General features: G+C 42.8%; 21 protein-coding genes and 3 pseudogenes. 13 read left to right on the forward strand and 11 right to left on the reverse strand.

The window, feature by feature from the left end; genetic code table 11:
* Window positions 1-202 (forward strand): annotated as a pseudogene (locus tag IM485_RS19975) (hypothetical protein); the annotation flags it as partial.
* 22 nt (window positions 203-224) lie between these two features.
* On the opposite strand, the gene IM485_RS19980 reads toward IM485_RS19975, so the two are convergent.
* The 3 genes from IM485_RS19980 to IM485_RS19990 form a co-directional block, all read right to left on the reverse strand.
* Window positions 225-1805: a glycoside hydrolase family 3 N-terminal domain-containing protein gene (locus tag IM485_RS19980; protein WP_287745178.1), complete on the reverse strand. Its 1581-nt coding sequence runs from the start codon at window positions 1803-1805 to the stop codon at window positions 225-227.
* A gap of 218 nt (window positions 1806-2023) precedes the next feature.
* On the reverse strand, window positions 2024-2416 hold the full coding sequence (gene rbfA / locus IM485_RS19985; RefSeq protein WP_002751761.1) for a 30S ribosome-binding factor RbfA: 393 nt from the start codon (window positions 2414-2416) through the stop codon (window positions 2024-2026).
* Between the two features lie 42 nt (window positions 2417-2458).
* Window positions 2459-2656 (reverse strand): DUF751 family protein, encoded by a 198-nt coding sequence (locus IM485_RS19990; RefSeq protein WP_002737592.1) that lies wholly within the window; start codon window positions 2654-2656, stop codon window positions 2459-2461.
* Between the two features lie 779 nt (window positions 2657-3435).
* Between IM485_RS19990 and IM485_RS19995 the strand changes: the two genes are divergently transcribed.
* Entirely contained in the window at window positions 3436-4821 is a 1386-nt protein-coding gene (locus IM485_RS19995) for a PLL family lectin (RefSeq protein ID WP_287745180.1), read from the forward strand.
* A gap of 295 nt (window positions 4822-5116) precedes the next feature.
* On the opposite strand, the pseudogene IM485_RS20000 reads toward IM485_RS19995, so the two are convergent.
* A pseudogene (locus tag IM485_RS20000) lies at window positions 5117-5191 on the reverse strand (DUF751 domain-containing protein); the annotation flags it as partial.
* A gap of 88 nt (window positions 5192-5279) precedes the next feature.
* Window positions 5280-6182 carry a hypothetical protein gene (locus tag IM485_RS20005; RefSeq protein WP_104395879.1) on the reverse strand — a complete coding sequence of 301 codons (903 nt, stop codon included), beginning with the start codon at window positions 6180-6182 and terminating at the stop codon, window positions 5280-5282.
* Between the two features lie 12 nt (window positions 6183-6194).
* On the opposite strand from IM485_RS20005, the gene IM485_RS20010 reads away from it, so the two are divergent.
* Window positions 6195-6587 (forward strand): hypothetical protein, encoded by a 393-nt coding sequence (locus IM485_RS20010; RefSeq protein WP_272103495.1) that lies wholly within the window; start codon window positions 6195-6197, stop codon window positions 6585-6587.
* Between the two features lie 340 nt (window positions 6588-6927).
* On the opposite strand, the gene IM485_RS20015 is transcribed toward IM485_RS20010, so the two are convergent.
* The gene (locus tag IM485_RS20015) at window positions 6928-7191 is read right to left on the reverse strand and encodes a hypothetical protein (protein ID WP_002771281.1); all 264 of its coding nucleotides are present in this window, start codon (window positions 7189-7191) and stop codon (window positions 6928-6930) included.
* Between the two features lie 173 nt (window positions 7192-7364).
* On the opposite strand from IM485_RS20015, the gene IM485_RS20020 reads away from it, so the two are divergent.
* Window positions 7365-7916 (forward strand): hypothetical protein, encoded by a 552-nt coding sequence (locus IM485_RS20020; RefSeq protein ID WP_287745184.1) that lies wholly within the window; start codon window positions 7365-7367, stop codon window positions 7914-7916.
* A gap of 25 nt (window positions 7917-7941) precedes the next feature.
* Here IM485_RS20020 and IM485_RS20025 read toward each other — a convergent pair whose 3' ends face one another.
* Both IM485_RS20025 and IM485_RS20030 read right to left on the reverse strand, forming a co-directional pair.
* Window positions 7942-8307: a hypothetical protein gene (locus tag IM485_RS20025; protein WP_149989269.1), complete on the reverse strand. Its 366-nt coding sequence runs from the start codon at window positions 8305-8307 to the stop codon at window positions 7942-7944.
* A complete protein-coding gene (locus IM485_RS20030) occupies window positions 8304-8567 on the reverse strand; it encodes a hypothetical protein (RefSeq protein ID WP_004162140.1) in 264 nt (87 codons plus the stop codon). The genes IM485_RS20025 and IM485_RS20030 overlap by 4 nt, the downstream gene beginning before the upstream one ends.
* Window positions 8568-8605: 38 nt before the next feature.
* Here IM485_RS20030 and IM485_RS20035 point away from each other — a divergent pair, with 38 nt between their 5' ends.
* The 9 genes and pseudogenes from IM485_RS20035 to IM485_RS20075 all read left to right on the forward strand — a co-directional run bounded on the left by IM485_RS20035 (window position 8606) and on the right by IM485_RS20075 (window position 15498).
* Window positions 8606-8857, forward strand: coding sequence for a DUF2283 domain-containing protein (locus IM485_RS20035; protein ID WP_287745186.1), 252 nt, complete (start codon window positions 8606-8608; stop codon window positions 8855-8857).
* 66 nt (window positions 8858-8923) lie between these two features.
* Entirely contained in the window at window positions 8924-9148 is a 225-nt protein-coding gene (locus IM485_RS20040) for an AbrB/MazE/SpoVT family DNA-binding domain-containing protein (protein WP_287745197.1), read from the forward strand.
* A 4-nt stretch (window positions 9149-9152) separates the two neighbouring features.
* Entirely contained in the window at window positions 9153-9383 is a 231-nt protein-coding gene (locus tag IM485_RS20045) for a type II toxin-antitoxin system death-on-curing family toxin (RefSeq protein ID WP_238141869.1), read from the forward strand.
* A gap of 125 nt (window positions 9384-9508) precedes the next feature.
* On the forward strand, window positions 9509-12214 hold the full coding sequence (locus IM485_RS20050; RefSeq protein ID WP_287745188.1) for a CHAT domain-containing protein: 2706 nt from the start codon (window positions 9509-9511) through the stop codon (window positions 12212-12214).
* A 65-nt stretch (window positions 12215-12279) separates the two neighbouring features.
* Window positions 12280-12411, forward strand: coding sequence for a hypothetical protein (locus IM485_RS20055; RefSeq protein ID WP_272948715.1), 132 nt, complete (start codon window positions 12280-12282; stop codon window positions 12409-12411).
* Between the two features lie 231 nt (window positions 12412-12642).
* A pseudogene (locus IM485_RS20060) lies at window positions 12643-13293 on the forward strand (formylglycine-generating enzyme family protein); the annotation flags it as partial.
* Window positions 13294-13316: 23 nt separating this feature from the next.
* Window positions 13317-13499 (forward strand): hypothetical protein, encoded by a 183-nt coding sequence (locus tag IM485_RS20065; RefSeq protein WP_104395874.1) that lies wholly within the window; start codon window positions 13317-13319, stop codon window positions 13497-13499.
* 212 nt (window positions 13500-13711) lie between these two features.
* The gene (locus IM485_RS20070) at window positions 13712-14086 is read left to right on the forward strand and encodes a putative quinol monooxygenase (protein ID WP_104395873.1); all 375 of its coding nucleotides are present in this window, start codon (window positions 13712-13714) and stop codon (window positions 14084-14086) included.
* Window positions 14087-14430: 344 nt separating this feature from the next.
* A complete protein-coding gene (locus tag IM485_RS20075) occupies window positions 14431-15498 on the forward strand; it encodes an endonuclease/exonuclease/phosphatase family protein (protein ID WP_287745191.1) in 1068 nt (355 codons plus the stop codon).
* A gap of 324 nt (window positions 15499-15822) precedes the next feature.
* On the opposite strand, the gene IM485_RS20080 is transcribed toward IM485_RS20075, so the two are convergent.
* The 3 genes from IM485_RS20080 to IM485_RS20090 form a co-directional block, all read right to left on the reverse strand.
* Window positions 15823-16179 carry a type II toxin-antitoxin system PemK/MazF family toxin gene (locus IM485_RS20080; protein ID WP_287745193.1) on the reverse strand — a complete coding sequence of 119 codons (357 nt, stop codon included), beginning with the start codon at window positions 16177-16179 and terminating at the stop codon, window positions 15823-15825.
* Window positions 16180-16232: 53 nt separating this feature from the next.
* A complete protein-coding gene (locus tag IM485_RS20085) occupies window positions 16233-16412 on the reverse strand; it encodes a hypothetical protein (RefSeq protein ID WP_104395870.1) in 180 nt (59 codons plus the stop codon).
* A gap of 63 nt (window positions 16413-16475) precedes the next feature.
* Window positions 16476-17063, reverse strand: a complete 588-nt coding sequence (locus IM485_RS20090) for a Uma2 family endonuclease (RefSeq protein ID WP_287745195.1) — start codon at window positions 17061-17063, stop codon at window positions 16476-16478.
* Between the last annotated feature and the right edge of the window lie 61 nt (window positions 17064-17124).

Here is a 17124-nt window from a genome sequence, read left to right on the forward strand (position 1 = left end):
AAGAGAAGATATTGATAAAAACAGCAATCATAAAAAGCAAATTCTTGACATTTGTCAGGTAATTATTTTTATTAGTCAATATTCTACACAACTCAGGCTAGATAAGCAAGATAGCTCACCACTACTATCGGATCACTACCGCAAGATTAATTACACATATCTAACCACCTCTTGCCTTCTGCCTTTTGCCTATCTTGACTAGGAAATTAATTTTTCACGACTACTTAAACGAAAGTATCGGTCTGATTTTCGCCGCTAGTTGGCCAATCAAAAATAGTTTCTAGGGCGATTTTTTGGGCGCTTGGTTGTTGTCCGTAGCTGAAAAGATAGGGAATTTCTCCGCTTTGTTGACGAAACCACTGGAAAACGTAGGGACTGCCATAAATAATCAATGCTTGAATCTGTCCAGTTTTCAGCAAAGCTTGATAGATAGCTTTCGTTTCCTCCCCTAATCCAGCACTACCCCGAAAAGGATTACCACGGATGAATACTTGTAGGAGAGTCGTTTCTGGGGAGACAAGGGACTGATTAAAGGTGCTACGGTCGATTATTTGCGTTTGATAACCCCATTGTCGGGGCATTGTCACCGCCGGACAAGAGCGATCGAGAAAGTCACAGTTGAGTAAATCATCGATAATGATTAAATTGCGGCCTTGAGTGGCTTTAATCGGTAAATTACCGCTAACTGTTTGGGAATCTTTTAAAATATCGCTGACAATCTCTAGAGCTTCCGGTGCCGCTAAACTGCTTAAGGATTCTAAGGTTGGCTGTCTTTGTCCTAATTTCTCTTTTGCCCGTTGAATACGTTGCCAAGAATCATTAATTCTGGCTTCGCTAATTGTACCCGCTTGCACGGCACTATACACCGCTTCGATCGCTTCGATCGGATCGGGAGGCATTAACAGTATATCGGCCCCCGCCTGTACCGCCCTCACTGCTATGGCGGCAGCGCTGGCAATTTTGGTTACTCCTCCCATAATCAGGGCATCGGTGACGATTAAACCCTGAAAACCGAGATTTTGGCGCAGTTTTTCCCCGAGAATTTTCGAGGAAAGAGTAGCGGGAAATTCGGCATCCCAAGCGGGAATTAACAGATGGGCTGACATAATACTATCAACCCCCGACTCGATCGCTGCTTGAAAGGGCGGCAATTCGATCGCTTCTAGGCGATCATGATCGTGGTTGATGATGGGAAGATCGAGATGGGAGTCATTGCTGGTGTCACCGTGGCCGGGAAAATGTTTGGCCGTGGTCAAAACTGGATAGGAATCGGCCCCTAAAATAAAAGCTTGAGCTAGATTAGCGACGATTTCGGGAGTTTCAGCGAAGGAACGAATATTGATAACCGGATTGTCGGGATTATTGTTCACATCAACAATTGGGGCTAAAATCCAGTTAATCCCGATCGCTAGTGCTTCCTTAGCGGTAATTGCTCCCATTTCCATAGCATATTCTGTGGCTTTTGTCAAGCTTTTTTCGGCTATTTTTCCTAAGGCCATCGGGGGGGGAAACCAAGTAGCGCCGGAAAACCTTTGGCCGACCCCCTCCTCGATATCGGCGGCGATGAGGAGAGGATTATCGCCAGACCAACTTTGTAATTGTTGGCTACGGAAAGCGATTTCGGCGGCGCTACCTCCCAATAGAATCACCCCACCGAGGTGGAGGGTTTCTAACCAATGTTTTAGGGTACCGTTGACAGGTTCCCAAGCAGGATAGCGGATTTGTTGGTCAAAGAGATAGCCGGAAGCGCGGACTACTATCATCTGACCAATACGTTCTTTTAGGGATAAAATGCGATCGCTCACTATTCAGTTATCAGTTATCAGTTATCAGTTATCAGCTTCTGAAGGCAAGAGGCAAGAGGCAAAAGGCAGAATCTGGCAATTCTCCTAGCTAAAAAGAAATTTAGAAACTAAGCACATCAGAGATTTTAGCCTAACCAATTAGGTTTTAGTTTCTGGAAATTTATCAGGTTTAAGTTTTAAGTTCCCAGTTTTGCCTAAATTTAGTTATCCTCTACTGGTCACTGGTCACTGATAGCGGAATCGTCATCTTCTGGGGGTCGATCGCTTTTAATATGATCAAGAAGATGTAACATTCGATCGCCGCGTTCGAGGGAAGAATCTTCTAGGAAGACCACTTCGGGGGTACGTCTGAGACGGATGCGTTGACCGAGTTCACGTCGGACGAATCCCGCAGCAGCTTTTAACCCGGCCATGGTTTCGGCCTTTGCATCTTTGTTGCCGTAGATAGACACAAAAATCCTAGCGTGTTGTAGGTCGTGGGAGAGATCTACATCGGTAACGCTAACCATACCGGCACCGACGCGATCATCTTTAATTTCCATTAATAACATTTGGCTGACCTCGCGCTTAATTAGCGAGGACACGCGAGATACTCGACGGTCGTTAGCCATAATTCTTCGTCCCCTAAAAACAGCGAAACCCTTACCATTGTATCAAGCTAATCCGAGCATGGCTTTGAGGGTGAAATAAAGAAAGGCGAAAGTTCCCCCCAGAAAGCCCACAAGTGCGATCGCTGTGAGGGGATTTTTTAATAAAGGGGCCAACCAGCCGAAAAAGGCGAAGAAAATCCCTAAACTAAAGCTAATCAGATAGCGGGGGTAACGGCTCACGTTATCAAAAAAGTCGCCCATAAATTTTATTTATTATCTTTGTCCGTAAGTAATTATAGCAGTAAGCTTCGATGCTGCCACGCCGCTCGATTCAAGGGACTTAACAGAATCCCTAGACTTTTGTACTATTTAGTGGTATAACTATCTGGCTGGAGAAAAATACAGAATCGCTCCACTCTAGATACAGTTAAGGGTACATTCAAGCTTGCAACGGGCATCGATCGATCCCTGAATTTGGGCTAACCAAAAGAGGATAATTAATAGCCGGATGACAGCGATCGAATATCAAATCTTTGTGGAGAGAGTCAGGAATTTCCCCGACTAATAAGGGATTTTTAAAACTTAGAGCCAAACTAACTTTTGAATGGGTGCAAGGTTGGCATTGATACCTTAATACCTTAATTCAGCAACGACTAAGAATGCGGTGCTGGGGTAGAGGGTGATTAGATGGATAAATTCTAATTTTTAAGAAAATCTTAAAAAGGATGTTGTCTGGAAAAAATCCGTCTAGGATTACAGTTATACTCGTCGAACAGTAAGCTCGATAATAAGTTCGCAGGAACATTTAAAATTAAACACTTATGGCTCTTCGGTTTGTGTTATGCAATGGACGGGGGTTATAAGGGCTGGAACACTTATATAGAAAGGCATTTAGCGATTTTTGTCAATTATTTTCGATCTAGAGCGAACTAATCAATTAAGTCTTTTACCAGATAAGGATTTAGTCGATTTATGCCCTCATATCGAACCATACCAAGTAACGAAGAACCACACTTATTTCCTAAATTCATAAATGTCCTATGTTAAAAATTGCCACAATTCCCTATCCAATTGTCACAAAATACAAAAGCTTGTTTGGACAGGCAGAACCAATAGTAAAAAACCCTATTTGGTTGAACTGTTTTGCTCGTGGTGTGGATGGTCGTGTTTATCGAAAGTGGTTCGACAACAAAGCCGGGTGGAAACCATCTGACTTTGATTGGCAGCCGCTTGGGGGGGGGATTACGGATTACCCAGTGGCAGTGGCATGGTCTAGCAATCGACTTGATATTTTTGCCCGCGGTGTCGATGGCGCTCTGTATCACAATTATGGAAGTAACAACGATAAACCTTTAGCAGGATGGGAACTACTGGGTGGTCAGATTCTAGGTTCTCCTACAGTTGTTTCTTGGGGAACTAATCGAATCGATATTTTTGCTCGTGGCACGGATAATGGTATTTACCACAAGTGGTGGGATGGGAAGGGGTGGAAACCCTCACAATTAGATTGGCAACCTCTGGGGGGTGGAACATCTGAGCCTCCTGCCGCAGTAACATGGTCTAAAGGTCGTTTAGACATTTTCGTACTCGGTTTAGACGGGAATGTGTATCACAACTATGGAAATGGCAATCCTAATAACTGGAGCGGATGGGAAACACTAGGTGGCTCACCGTTAAAAGGAGCGCCAACGGTTGTTTCTTGGGGGGCTGACAGGATTGATATTTTTGTCCGGTCCTGGGATGGTAGCATTAAACACAAGTCATGGGATGGAGTATTTCCCTGGAAACCATCACAATTAGATTGGTATGATGTAGGTGGTCCGATTAACACCAATAGACTGGGTACATCTGACCCTCCTGCTGCGGTTGCATGGTCCAAAGGCCGGCTAGACGTATTTATACGCGGACAAAAAGAGGGGGCTGTGCATCATAATTATGGCAATGGAAGTCCTGGCAGTTGGAGTGGATGGCAATCACTGGGGGGCAAAATCCAAGGACCTCCTACAGTTGTTTCTTGGGGGACTAACAGGCTTGATGTTTTTGCCCGTGGCATGGATGATGGGGTTTGGCACAAGTGGTGGGATGGCGTACCCCCCTGGAAGGGTTGGGAATTATTGGATAAACCAGTGAGTCCATCAATCGTTGTTTTTACTACAAAGAATCAAACTGGTGGAGCCATAAGGGTTAGCGGTAAAGGTTTTACCCCTGGTGGAAGAGTCAAGTTCTATGTTGAGAATCTAGTCAATCAAAAGAATCCATTCGATCTGACAGGAGATCTTGCAGATGCACAGGGACAGTTTTCGGAAAAAACTAATTTCTTCCAGGCCAACTGTTGGCCAAATCAAGTTAATCCTGCTGTAATTCGCGCAGTTGATGTGGTGACTGGTGCATCAGCAACAGGGACATCAAATGCTTATACTTGCTAATTGTTTATTAAGTTTGATCCCATCGCCTCGTAGCGACTGTTTTGATTGTCAAGGGGTAATTCAAAAAACACTCAAGAAGTTACCCTAAAACTCAAAATCTCAAGCCGAAAAAAACGCAGGAAAAGCTAATCCGATCAGGCTAAAATAAAGCAGCTAAAACCCTTGATCAGAGACAAGAAGGGGTGTGATACTAAATCTCGTCATTAGAGACTGATTATCTATTGCCCCTTTTGTCTATTGCCTATTGCTTGTCCTGATATGTAGCCTATACTCAACGGATTTAGCGTGAATCTCTGGCGCAGAAAATCCCTAAACTAAAGCTAATCAGATAGCGGGGGTAACGGCTCACGTTATCAAAAAAGTCGCCCATAAATTTTATTTATTATCTTTGTCCGTAAGTAATTATAGCAGTAAGCTTCGATGTTCAAGGATAATTCGATAATTTCCCCGATTGAGTTTCACCTGGATTCTGGGACATCCGGCGCGAGAATCATCAATTGTCCTTCCTTATCCTCGCGAATGGCTAGAATCGCCGGACGTTCATTTTCTGCCGACTGAGGGGATAACCCGCGAAAAACATAAGTCCAATTGTTATTTTGGATTAATAAACGCCAGACTCGCGGGGGATTAACTTTACTATCATTCGTTTCTTTTCCCCGCAGCTCTTCGAGTAATTTAGTCTCACCGATAATTCGATAACCTTTGAGAGAAGGATCGGTAAAAACATCCTCTGGATTACGACCGATCGCTATCTGTTTTTCCGGTAAAACTAAAGTGATAACTGGTAAGGTAGAACTATCATTAACTGCATCGCGACGGGCATCGATCGATCCCTGAATTCGGGCTAACCAAAAAAGTATAATTAATAACCAAATAACAGCGATCAAATCTTTTCGGAGAGCTTCGGGAATTCCCCGGACTAATAAACCTAGGGGGTGAAATATTTGATGAAATTTCCGTTTAGATTGACTGACAATTGAATAGGATGGCAGGGGAGACAAAATCCAGAGAGTAAATTGAATCGCAAAGGCAACGGCAACCAGTGCCAGAAACGTTCGCAGCAACGCCCCGAAATCGCCACAGAAGACCTGTATCGGCACAAAAAGGAAGGAACGCAAGGGCAAGTCCAGACGGTTGATCTCAAGGCTAAACCAGCCGAAATAGGCCCACCGATAGATCCATCCCGTAAAATAGAGAAAAATCCCCAGCAAACCGAGAAGACTGGCGAAAGTTCCTAGTATCTGTGTTCCGGGAGGGGGCGAATTCGGAGCGCTCACGGCAAAATGTCCCTGATTGGCGTTTTCGATCGCTATCCTACTCGATCGACCGGGTTCTATCGCCAGTTCTTTGTATTTTATCAAGGAGAATAACCCATGTCGATCGACGATCCCCGACAAGTTAGTTTTTTAATCGAGAAAATGGAAGCAAGTTTACCGATCCCCGTGCGTGCAACTCCCGAAACGTTAAAAATAGCTGAAACAAAAGGCGAGCGATACAAACCCGATCACCAGTTTTCGATCGATAAAATTTTCTACACGGGAGACGAGGGGGGAATTATTTGTTTCCTAAAAAATGAATTGGGAAAACAAACGAGTCTTATATGTTCTTTAACCCATCTACGGATCGATAACAATCATCCGTTAGCGGCGGATATTCAATCCTACCAGAAAAAGCGATCGATGCGGATCGCACTACAGGATGGCAAAACCGGAAAAGCCCTCCGTATTGCCAAACAAAACCGCCCGAACAAAGGTTTCGGAAAGTAAAAATATATTGACAAAAACCGCAGGTTGGGTTACGAGTAGCGCTAACCCACCGCATCCAATTATATTCGGGGAATAGGAATTTGATTAGTTCGTTGCTACCAGATCGTATTAACCGTTGATAATTGAATTTTTCGATCTCGGCTAATTAAGGGAACGTTTAAATATAGGGCGGTTGCCGCAATAATTCGATGTAAAGATACCAGATAACTGCATGAGTATCTAAGTAGCTGTTTATAATTAAATTTAAAATGGATTTCAGGTTCGATCCCCCCTGCCCCCCTTGATAAGGGGGGTATCTGATAATTTTTAACGCCTACCTACTTAAAACTGCTTTTAACACTTAAAGATCCTCTGCCGTAAAATCTCCCCACGCTTCTCGTCGGGTTTTATCAATATCTTCAGCCGAGGGAGCCTGTCCTAAATCGGCGCATATACCCCATAAAGAGGGACGGGGTTGATTAACTTCTGCCGATTCCGATGCCATTTCTGCGGTAATTTTTTCGATCAGTTGCCGTTTCTCGATCGCGGATAATTTTTCCGCCCACCGCATTAGCTCTTGTAGAGTCATATTTCTATCGCTTACCGCATAAAGGAGTACCTTCATAAGTTTTAACATAAAGAGAAGATAAAACGCTTCCCCTTTGACAATCCCGACGCTAAAATATGGAAAAAACCCTCTAGAAAAAACCCTAGGTTGGGTTACTGTTACTCCTAACCCACCACATCCAAGATCGAAAACAGAACCAACTAAATCCCGATCATTCAGGCAAGGTAAAGATGAAAAAACTCTACCCAATAATAACCGCAACTAGCCTAGTTTTTATCGCCTCTCTTGCTGGCTATCATCTACCAGCCACCGGCGATCGATCTCCCGTCAAGAAAATTCCCGTATTCATACCAGATGATACAAATGTATCTTTAAAAAATGGCACTTCTCTATCTGGGAGATTAATCAAGTTCGATTCCCAAGCAAAAACGATCGCTTTAGGGAGAGAATCAAAAACAAAAGAAGTGGCAATGAAAGAGATCAAACAGATAGAGTTTCAAGGCAAGGTTATTATCAGAGAAACCCGACCTTCTGTCATTAGTATAGACGGGTTAGTACGACCAAGTAGTGTCGAACAACAGAATAGAAAACGCTGGCAGGAACCCCTACAGAATTTCAAAATTGTTGATGTTAATGAAGGAAAAGCGGAAGTAACTTTAACCTCGCTAGATCCTCTAGAAATAAGAGGGATCGAGGGGGTGGCGAGTAAGAGTTCCTACGTTGTCGAGGAAATTAAATTTAACCCCTCGGACAAAATTGAGATTCAAGTAAACCCCCATTAAAATTCACAAATAAGAAGCCTATTTTTTAGGAAATTAAGGAAGACTTTAAATGGGAAAGTTGGCTGATGTATTGTTCGATTGTTTTTGGTGATAGTGGATAGTTTAAGGTCGGGTTAGCGAGGTAAAAAATGATGTCATTAATGATAGCTTCGTAATCTGTTTCATAGGCGATATCTTCTCTGCATTCGATGGCATCAGCCCAGTTTTCTAAGTCGGTGGCAGATAGAGCGTTATTGAGATAGCGATCGAGAATATCGATCAGATGCTCTTTTTTTAGGGTGATAATTGCTTCGCTACTGTCCCAAGGAAAGGTTTTTAGGATAGGGAGGATAGTTGATAAGGGTTGGTCAAAGTTGACTAGGGCGTTGAGGTATTCTTGTCTAGTTTTCATGGGTATTTTTGTTTGATGTGAACAATAGAACCGTTGGGGGCGTAGGTTGTTTTGGTGTAAAAGAGAGTGATTCCTTCCGCATCAATTTGTTTTTCGTAGGTTGCATAGGAACCGGAAATATTTTTGGCGGGAACGTCCGATTGAAATGCTTTGCCACCGTTGGGAAGATTATAGATCCGAATTGGGGTAGCATGACGGGGAAGGCGTTTTTGAAAGCGGTTGAGGTTGTCTAGTTGGGCTGGGGTTAAAGATGTCACCATATAGTAATTATAATCTTTATTGCCTTGGCGGTTGCTATATGAAAATAGACTATGATCGAGCCGCTAATGCCGCTTATATTCGTCGTTTTGACGGAAAGGTTATTGATTCTGAGGAACTAGCTCCGGGGATTGTCTATGATTACAATGAGACGGATAGGATTGTGGGGATTGAGATTTTAGGAGTCAAACAGAGAACGGTCGAACAATTCAAAAATATTGATTTTCCGTTGGAAGAGAGTGAAAAACAAGAGATTAGACAATGGTTCGGAAAGTTAATACTAAATTGTTAAGTGATGTGAGAAATTCAGGAAATATGGGAGGTGCTATAATTGACATATTTACTCAGTCAAAAAACGATGATTAAGTTAAAAGTCACAACGGTAGGGAACTCTATGGGGGTGATTTTCCCGAAAGAGTTGGTGGAGAAGCTGCGCCTTAGTAAAGGCGATATGCTCTACCTCTTGGAAACGCCGAATGGCTTTGAGCTTACACCCTACGACCCCGAATTTGTCCAGCAAATGGAAGTGGTGGAGGAAGTGATGCGCGAAGACTGGAATATTTTGAGAAAGCTGGCAACTTAGGCTCATGAACCAGCTAATCTGGATAGCTGATGGGGTAGCTCTCGCGATTCATCACCGCCAAATAGCCGAGCATGGTGGATTAGAGGGTATTCGAGATGAGGGGTTGCTAGAAAGCGCACTTTCCCGACCGCAAAATTTTCTGGCTTATTCTGAGTCGCCTCCTGACATGGCTTCTTTGGCAGCAGCCTACGCTTATGGGATTGTCAAGAATCACCCTTTTGTAGATGGGAAGTAGTTATGATTGCCGCATCATTTTCTATTTAGAACAAGACGAGAAAATTCAAACAGATAGGATAGTTTTGATTAACATTGGAACTCATGATGAGGTGTATTAACTAATAACTGATAGCGGAAATAACTATGAATCCCAAATTTTACGCATTACTTACTCTTTCCCTAGTGGCTACCGTCACCCTACCAGTTGTTAACAGCAAGCTACCCCCTCTCATCCCTGCGGTGATGGCGCAAAATACAAACGCGAGGAAAGCCGAAGCAGATAGGCTTTTACAACAAGGTATTCAACAATATCAAACCAGTCAATTTCGGGAAGCATTACAATCTTGGGAAAAAGCCTTACAGATTTATCGAGAAATCAAAAATCGCCAAGGGGAAATGCTTTCTTTAGGCGCTTTAGGACTTACTTACGACTCTCTCAGACAGTACCAAAAAGCGATTGAGTACCATCAACAGTCTTTAGCCATCGCGAGGGAGTTAGACTATCGGCAGGTGGAATCGCTTTCTTTAAGTAGTTTAGGACTCGCTTACCGTTCCCTCGGACAGTACCAAAAAGCGATCGAGTACCATCAACAGTCTTTAGCCATAGATAAGGAAATCGGCGATCGCTCTGGGGAAGCCAATTCTTTAAACAATCTAGGCGACACTTACAACTCACTAGGACAGTATCAGAAAGCGATCGAGTACCTTCGACAGTCCTTAGTGATCGCGAGGGAGATCGGCGATCGCCAATGGGAAACCAATTCTTTAGGCAATTTAGGAAACGCTTACCAATCCCTCGGACAGTACCAAAAAGCGATCGGATACTATCAACAGTCTTTAGCCATCGCGAGGGAGTTAGGCGACCGACGGGGGGAAGCCTATTCTCTAGGCAATTTAGGAGCCGCTTACCTATCCCTCGGACAGTATCAGAAAGTCATCGAGTACCATCAACAGTCTTTAGCCATCGCGAGGGAGATCGGCGATCGCTCTGGAGAAGCCGCTTCTTTAGGCAATTTAGGAATCGCTTACCGTTCCCTCGGACAATACGAAAAGGCGATCGAGTACCATCAACAGTATTTAACTATCGCCAAGGAAATCGGAGATCGCCAAGGGGAAGCCAATTCTTTAGGCAATTTAGGAATCGCTTACAGTTCCCTCGGACAGTACCAAAAGGCGATCGAGTACCATCAACAGTATTTAACTATCGCCCGCGAGATCGGAGATCGCGAAGGGGAAGCCAATTCTTTAGGCAATTTAGGAATCGCTTACGCCTCCCTCGGACAGTACGAAAAGGCGATCGAGTACCTTCAACAGCAATTAACTATCGCCCGCGAGATCGGCGATCGCGCTGGAGAAGCTCTCAGCCTCAACAATCTTGGCGTAGCTTACCGAGATAACAAACAGCCCGCGGAAGCTATAACAAACCTAGAAGCATCTCTAAACATTTATCTAGATATGCGTGGGGGATTATTGCGCGACGATCGCAAGGATTTTTTAGCCTCTAACGAAAGAACCGTTATCACCCTCGCCGAAGTCCTAATCCAACAAAACCAACCCGAAAAAGCCTTTCAATGGCTTAACCTCGCCACTACCGCCGATCTCGCCGATTACAATCGCCTGATTAATGCCAAAGTTGCTGATCCCGATGCACAAAAAGCACTTGATAACTGGAACACCGACAATCAACAACTCGAAGGAATGCGCCGACAACTACAGGATAAATTCTCTGAAGAACTGGCACAACAGATCCGACAATTCGAGGAAAAAGTCTATAAAAATGCGGAAACTATCGGAGAGAAATATCCAGAAATTGCTGAACTTTTTGAAACTAAACCCACCGACATCGCCCAACTCCAGAAAAATATCGCTCCTGATACCCTCGTTATTCAACCCGTTCTCCTCCGCGATAAAGTCGCCCTATTTCTCGTTACTAGAGAAAAATTAATCGTTATTCAAAGTGATGCAAAACGCGATGATTTTAATCAACTTGTCAGTCAATACCACAACCAATTAGCCGACTATCAAAATGCCGACTACCTCGTTACCGGTAGTAAATTATACGAGATTTTAATCCGTCCCATCGAGTCCCAAATCGCCACCAGTTCCCCGAAAAATATCGCCATCATCGCTACCGGACAACTGCGCTATATTCCTTTTGAAACTCTCTACGATAAGAAAAATGACCAAGTTCTCCTAGAAAAATATCCGATTTATTATTTAACTCGCATCTCCACATCTACTCCTCCCGCGACCGAAAGAAAACCTTTACAAGGTCTAGCATTTGCTAACCCTAAACCCACCCAAGAAGAACTTAAAGGCACAGAAATAGAAGCAGAAACTATCAGCAAAACCTTTCCCGGAAGTGAAAAATATCTCGGTGAAAAAGCCACCCTAGACACATTTAAAATTCAAGCGGCGCGTTTCTCGATTCTCCACCTCGGAACTCATGGCTGTTTTAAGCGTGCTGGCTGTCCTAATTTGGATATGCAAGCTAATACTATTCTTTTCGCCAATAAAGAGCAATATAACATCGCCGATGCCGCATTATTAGGCTTAAAAAATACCGAATTAATCACCCTGAGTGCCTGTCAAACCGCCAAGGAAGCCAACGCAGACGGTCAGGAAATTTCAGGACTTGCTTACGTCTTAGAAAGAGCCGGCGCTAAATCAGTAATAGCCAGTCTTTGGAATGCTGAAGATAATACCAGTGCGGAAATTATGACGCAATTTTATCAAAATCTCAAGAATGGTATGACTAAAAGTGAAGCCATGCAAAAGGCCAAACTGAGTCAAATTAAAAGCCATCCTTATTTTTGGTCGCCCTTTATTTTGATTGGGGCTGCTAATTGAAATTGGCATAATGTAGCTCTAAGTACAGGACAAAAAGCTTGAAAAGTAGGCGGGAGTAGGGTTTTATGAGAAATAGCACTAATCTCGAAACCCATATAAACCAGTATAACGCACTGAAACAAGCTCTCAAACCTCATTTGGGATGGCACGGAGCAAGACTCTCTTTCCTCGCTATTCTCCTGGCTACTGATTCCTAACCCTAGCAACAATTTTTGATTTTTGCAAGAAGTCTAATGTGTGGGACGAATTTTATAATCCCGATAACGACGATAATCATTGAGGATGCGATCATCCAAAAGACCCAAAAACGAATTTTAATCTATAGACAAAAACTCACCGATGACCTAGACATACAATTAGTCAAAATACCATCGGGAACTTTTACAATGGGTTCTTCAGAATAAGAAAGTAGTAATAACAGTGAAAAGCCCCAACACAACCTCACCATGAAAAACTTCTTGATGGGTATCTACCCCATTACCCAAGCTCAGTGGTTATATATTGCCCAAAGAAAAGATTTAAAAGTAGAGCAAGATTTAAAACCAGATCTATCGCAGTTTAAAGGCAGCACAAACCCCGTTGAAAGGGTATCTTGGTTAGATGCTGTAGAATTTTGCCAAAGGCTCTCCAAATTAAGTAAAAGAAAATATAGGCTACCAACGGAAGCTGAGTGGGAGTACGCTTGTCGAGCGCAAACCAAACCCTTAAATCTCGACAAAGGAGAAACCTACCCCCCCTATCACTTTGGGGAAATTCTTACCCCAGATTTAGCCAACTATAATAACAATCTCCAAAAAACCACCCCTGTTGGGCAATTCTACGCCAACGACTTTGGTTTATACGATATGCACGGAAATGTCTGGGAGTGGTGTCAAGATGATTGGTGCGAAAATTATGAGGGGATAAAAAAGAGCAAAAAACAGCAAAATCAGACATATAAAGCTCTGCGGGGCGGTTATTGGTACGACTATCCTAATTTCTGCCGATCCGCTTTCCGCGACGACTACTTCAGCCGCCGCGACTACGGCAACTTCTACGTCGGTTTTCGAGTGGTGTGCGGTGCTGGGAGGACCCTGTAACCCTTTTTCGATTTTTTGAGCAAATGTACTATATAGGGTCTGCTGAAAAAGTTTTTCGTGGGGGCAGGGTGTGGGGTGTGAGGTGTGGGGTGTGGGGTTTTACCGATTTTGAGGTAGTCAGTTACCTAATTTTCAGGGAAAAAGTACCTGAATTTTACCCCCGATCCCTCCAATGGTCGGCACTTTTTGAGGAAAAAAAAGTCTAAAAGCCTTATCCAACAAGGTTTTTAGATTTATTCAGCCAGCCCTACATATGTACTATAAAAGAATCGAGAGAATGATCTCTCTTTTGTCAAAGTGGGTTGAAACCTTGATTTCTCCTAGCCTGAAACGACGTAAATTCGTTAAAATTTTCAAGACTGACAGAAGAGACCACAAACGCGGGATATCCCCCCGTAACACCTAAAAGGAGAATCTAATGTTCAAAATCGATACTTGCTGTACCCTCGTACCCTACTTTGAAGTACCAGAAGGAAAAATTGCTGCGTTCAAGGAACTCAGCCCCAAGTTCATTGAGAGAACCCGCACCGAAGAGGGCTGTATCCATTATGCTTTTTCCTTTAGCGGCAATATTCTTCATTGCCGCGAGGGTTACGTCGATGCTTCTGCAGTTCTTGCTCACCTGCAAAACGTCGGGGAACTGCTAGACGAACTTCTCAAAATCGCCAAGATTATTCGCCTAGAAGTTCACGCTCCCGCTTCCGAAATCGAAAAGCTGCGGGAGCCGTTGGCTTCTCTTAACCCTCAGTTCTTCATTCTCGACGAAGGTATTCGCCGCACCAGCGAAGCTTAACCGCGGACTGACAGAAAAGAGATGCCCTACTTCCCATCTCGAAACGCACCGGGTTACTTGTTTCCCCGGTGAATTTGTCTTGCGCCCAACTATTGGAAAAATTGAGAGACAATTAAATTTTCAGTACATAATAAGAACACAACCCTTTATTCCGATACTATACGCCGCATCGAGTGGCCGAACCTATCCCCTCGGTTCCCCTTCCCTCTCCCCTCGGTAACAGACGTGCGGGACAACTAATCGAAAATAACGTTCAATCAAAGACAGAATCTCCTTTCCTGTGAATGCCGTTTTCACCCCTAAACGTTTACGATGATGAACAGTAAAGAGTACAGGTCAAACCAATGAAAAGACTGCTCGGCATTGTCATCTTGATAATAGCTTGGGGAGGCTTTATCTTTGCCGACCCAGCCCTCGCCTTAGATGTAGAGGTAGGTCAGCAAGTACAGCTTAAAGCCACAAATCCTCAAGGTGTTCCTTTGCACGAAAATCCTTTTCCGAGTTTAAAGGGAAGATTACCCGATGGTGTGACGGCCACAGTGACCGCAACCGATAATGAAAAGCATTGGCTAAAAGTACAAATTCCCTCCCAACAAGGTTGGATTATAGAAAAATATGTCGCTCAAGTTTTGGAAGATTCGGTTAACCCCCCTCCGAATCCTCGTCCTATAAACGGGTTGAAATTAGCCACCTATAACGTGGAATCACCAAACTTTAACCCCAGAGACACCACCCCCGATAAAGTGGCCGAGGAAATTACAAAGCATCCAGAGGTCATTCTTTGGGGTCTTGAAGAGGTGATGAATCAGGACGATCTCGATCAGTTTACTCAAGCCATGGGTTCAAATTTTACCTCAGTCTTGGGAGAAACGGGCGGTCAAGATAGATTAGCGATCGCTTACGATCAAAGTCAGTTAGAATTAGTGGGTTCTATCAATAATTTATCTGGTTCTGGAGGGTCAAGAAATCCGCTTGTGGGTAAATTTAAACTTCTCGCGAACGGAACCGAATTTTTATTTATGGTCAACCATTTCAATCGTCGTGAAGAGGAAAGAAGAAACCAACAGGCTGATTTCGTCAGAAATTGGAGCAATCAGCAAAGTTTACCGACGATTATAGTGGGAGACTTTAACTTCGATTTTGATCTCGATGAACGAAGAGGTAATACGGCTTTCAATAAACTAAATCAAGACAACATATTAAAGTGGATTCAACCGGATTGTTTAGCTTCTAATAATTGTCTATCCACTCAATGTAATCCAAATTTTAACAGTATCTTAGATGCTGTTTTTGTCGGTGGAACTGCCAAAAATTGGTCGGCGAGTTCTTCTATAGTTCATTTTGATTGCTCTAAAGATGCCACGGGATTCCCGGATCATCGTATCGTCAAGGCCGAGTTAAAAGTATCTTAGCCGATGACATTCAGGAATTATCGAGCGAATTTGGTTGTTTAACATTTCATAATGTACAAAAAAGGTCGGGGCGAACATTAGCTCACCCCGACCTTTTTCGTCGTAATTATTTGATTAGAACTTAACCATTGATAAGTACCTAAGCAAAATTAATTACACATTTCGATAAAGCTTTTGCCTCTTGCCTATTGCCTCTTGCCTGTTTTCACTAGAAAATTTATTTTGCATGACTACTTAGCAGGGGCGGTCAGAGCTACGGTAGCTTGTTCACCACTAGCCAAGTCTAAGGGAAAATGGATTCTTTAAATCCTTTTATAACCCCTATTATTCGAGTTCTTGAGGTTCAATAACCAACTTAATTCCCTGAATAATTAATTTGATTTTTTCCCGAGAAAGTCTTCCGATAGACTCTGTTAAAAGACGTTTATCAACCGTAAAAACCTGTGAAACATTAAAAACACTGGATTCAGGTAAATTCCCTTCACCCTCATTCAATAAAACATTACCAATAGCTTTTGCTCGTCTCAAATTGGTTGTTAATGGACACACAATAACCGTCCCAATTTGTGACTGATTCAGAGCATCATTTCGCACCACAACACAAGGACAAAGATAAGCAGGTTCAGAGCCTTGTGGTTCTCCTAAATCAATCCAATAAATATCACTTTGAAAAATCGTCATATTTACTCAGATAATTGGCGTTGATGATGCCGTATTCCCTCTAACATTAAAGTTTATGATTCGTCCAATCCATCACTATAAGCTTCATTCCAACTATCTATTAATACCTGTTTAGTTGTTTTTTGATTATTCAATCCTAATTGTTGATGTAACTGCTCCAATAACCATTTTTTATCTTCAAACGAAAAATTTCGTAACTTTTGTTCCAGTTCAATAATTTGAGGGTATATCATAAAATAAACTCCTGATCAAGATTAGTCTAGTTTAATGATAACAAAAGCTTCAAATTTAAAGCCTTAACTAAAGATTACCTTGTTATAAATATCTGCTATCTCCACCTCAACCCGCAAAGAGTTTAAATGAATTATCGTATCAGATTCATAAGTTCTAAACAACCAGCGATCTCGCAGAGATCCGCTTTGCGGTGCGCCTTCCTTTTGAAAATGTTCGATATAAAGTCTTTCCTGAGAAATCAATAAATATTCCTGAAAAGTTGAAATGGTTCGATAAGCGGCAAACTTTTCTTCTCTGTCGTAATTTGCCGTTGAAGCAGACAAAACCTCAGCGATTAAAACAGGATTAATTAAAGTATCTTTGCGTCCTTCTTGATAAGTGAGAGGTTCAGGCATCACCATAATATCAGGATAGGTCGCTATTTGACGCTCAGGTATCCATAAACGCTGATCGGTGACAAAAACGGCATAGGGTTGATTCTTTAGGCCAGCATATAAAGCCACTAATAAATTACTAATAATGCGATTATGAGTCGGTGTTCCTCCTGTCATAGCAATAATTTTTCCATCAAAATATTCATGGCGAGTTTGGGATTGTATTTCCTGCTCAAAATATTGACTAAGAGTATATTTTCCAGTGAGAGCGGTCATAATAATGATTGTTTGAGAATAAGCATTTTGCAGCGTTTTTCATTGTTCCCCAATTCTAACA

It is taken from the genome of Microcystis sp. M169S2 (genome assembly GCF_020245865.1).
Taxonomy (GTDB): Bacteria; Cyanobacteriota; Cyanobacteriia; order Cyanobacteriales; family Microcystaceae; genus Microcystis; species Microcystis ichthyoblabe_A.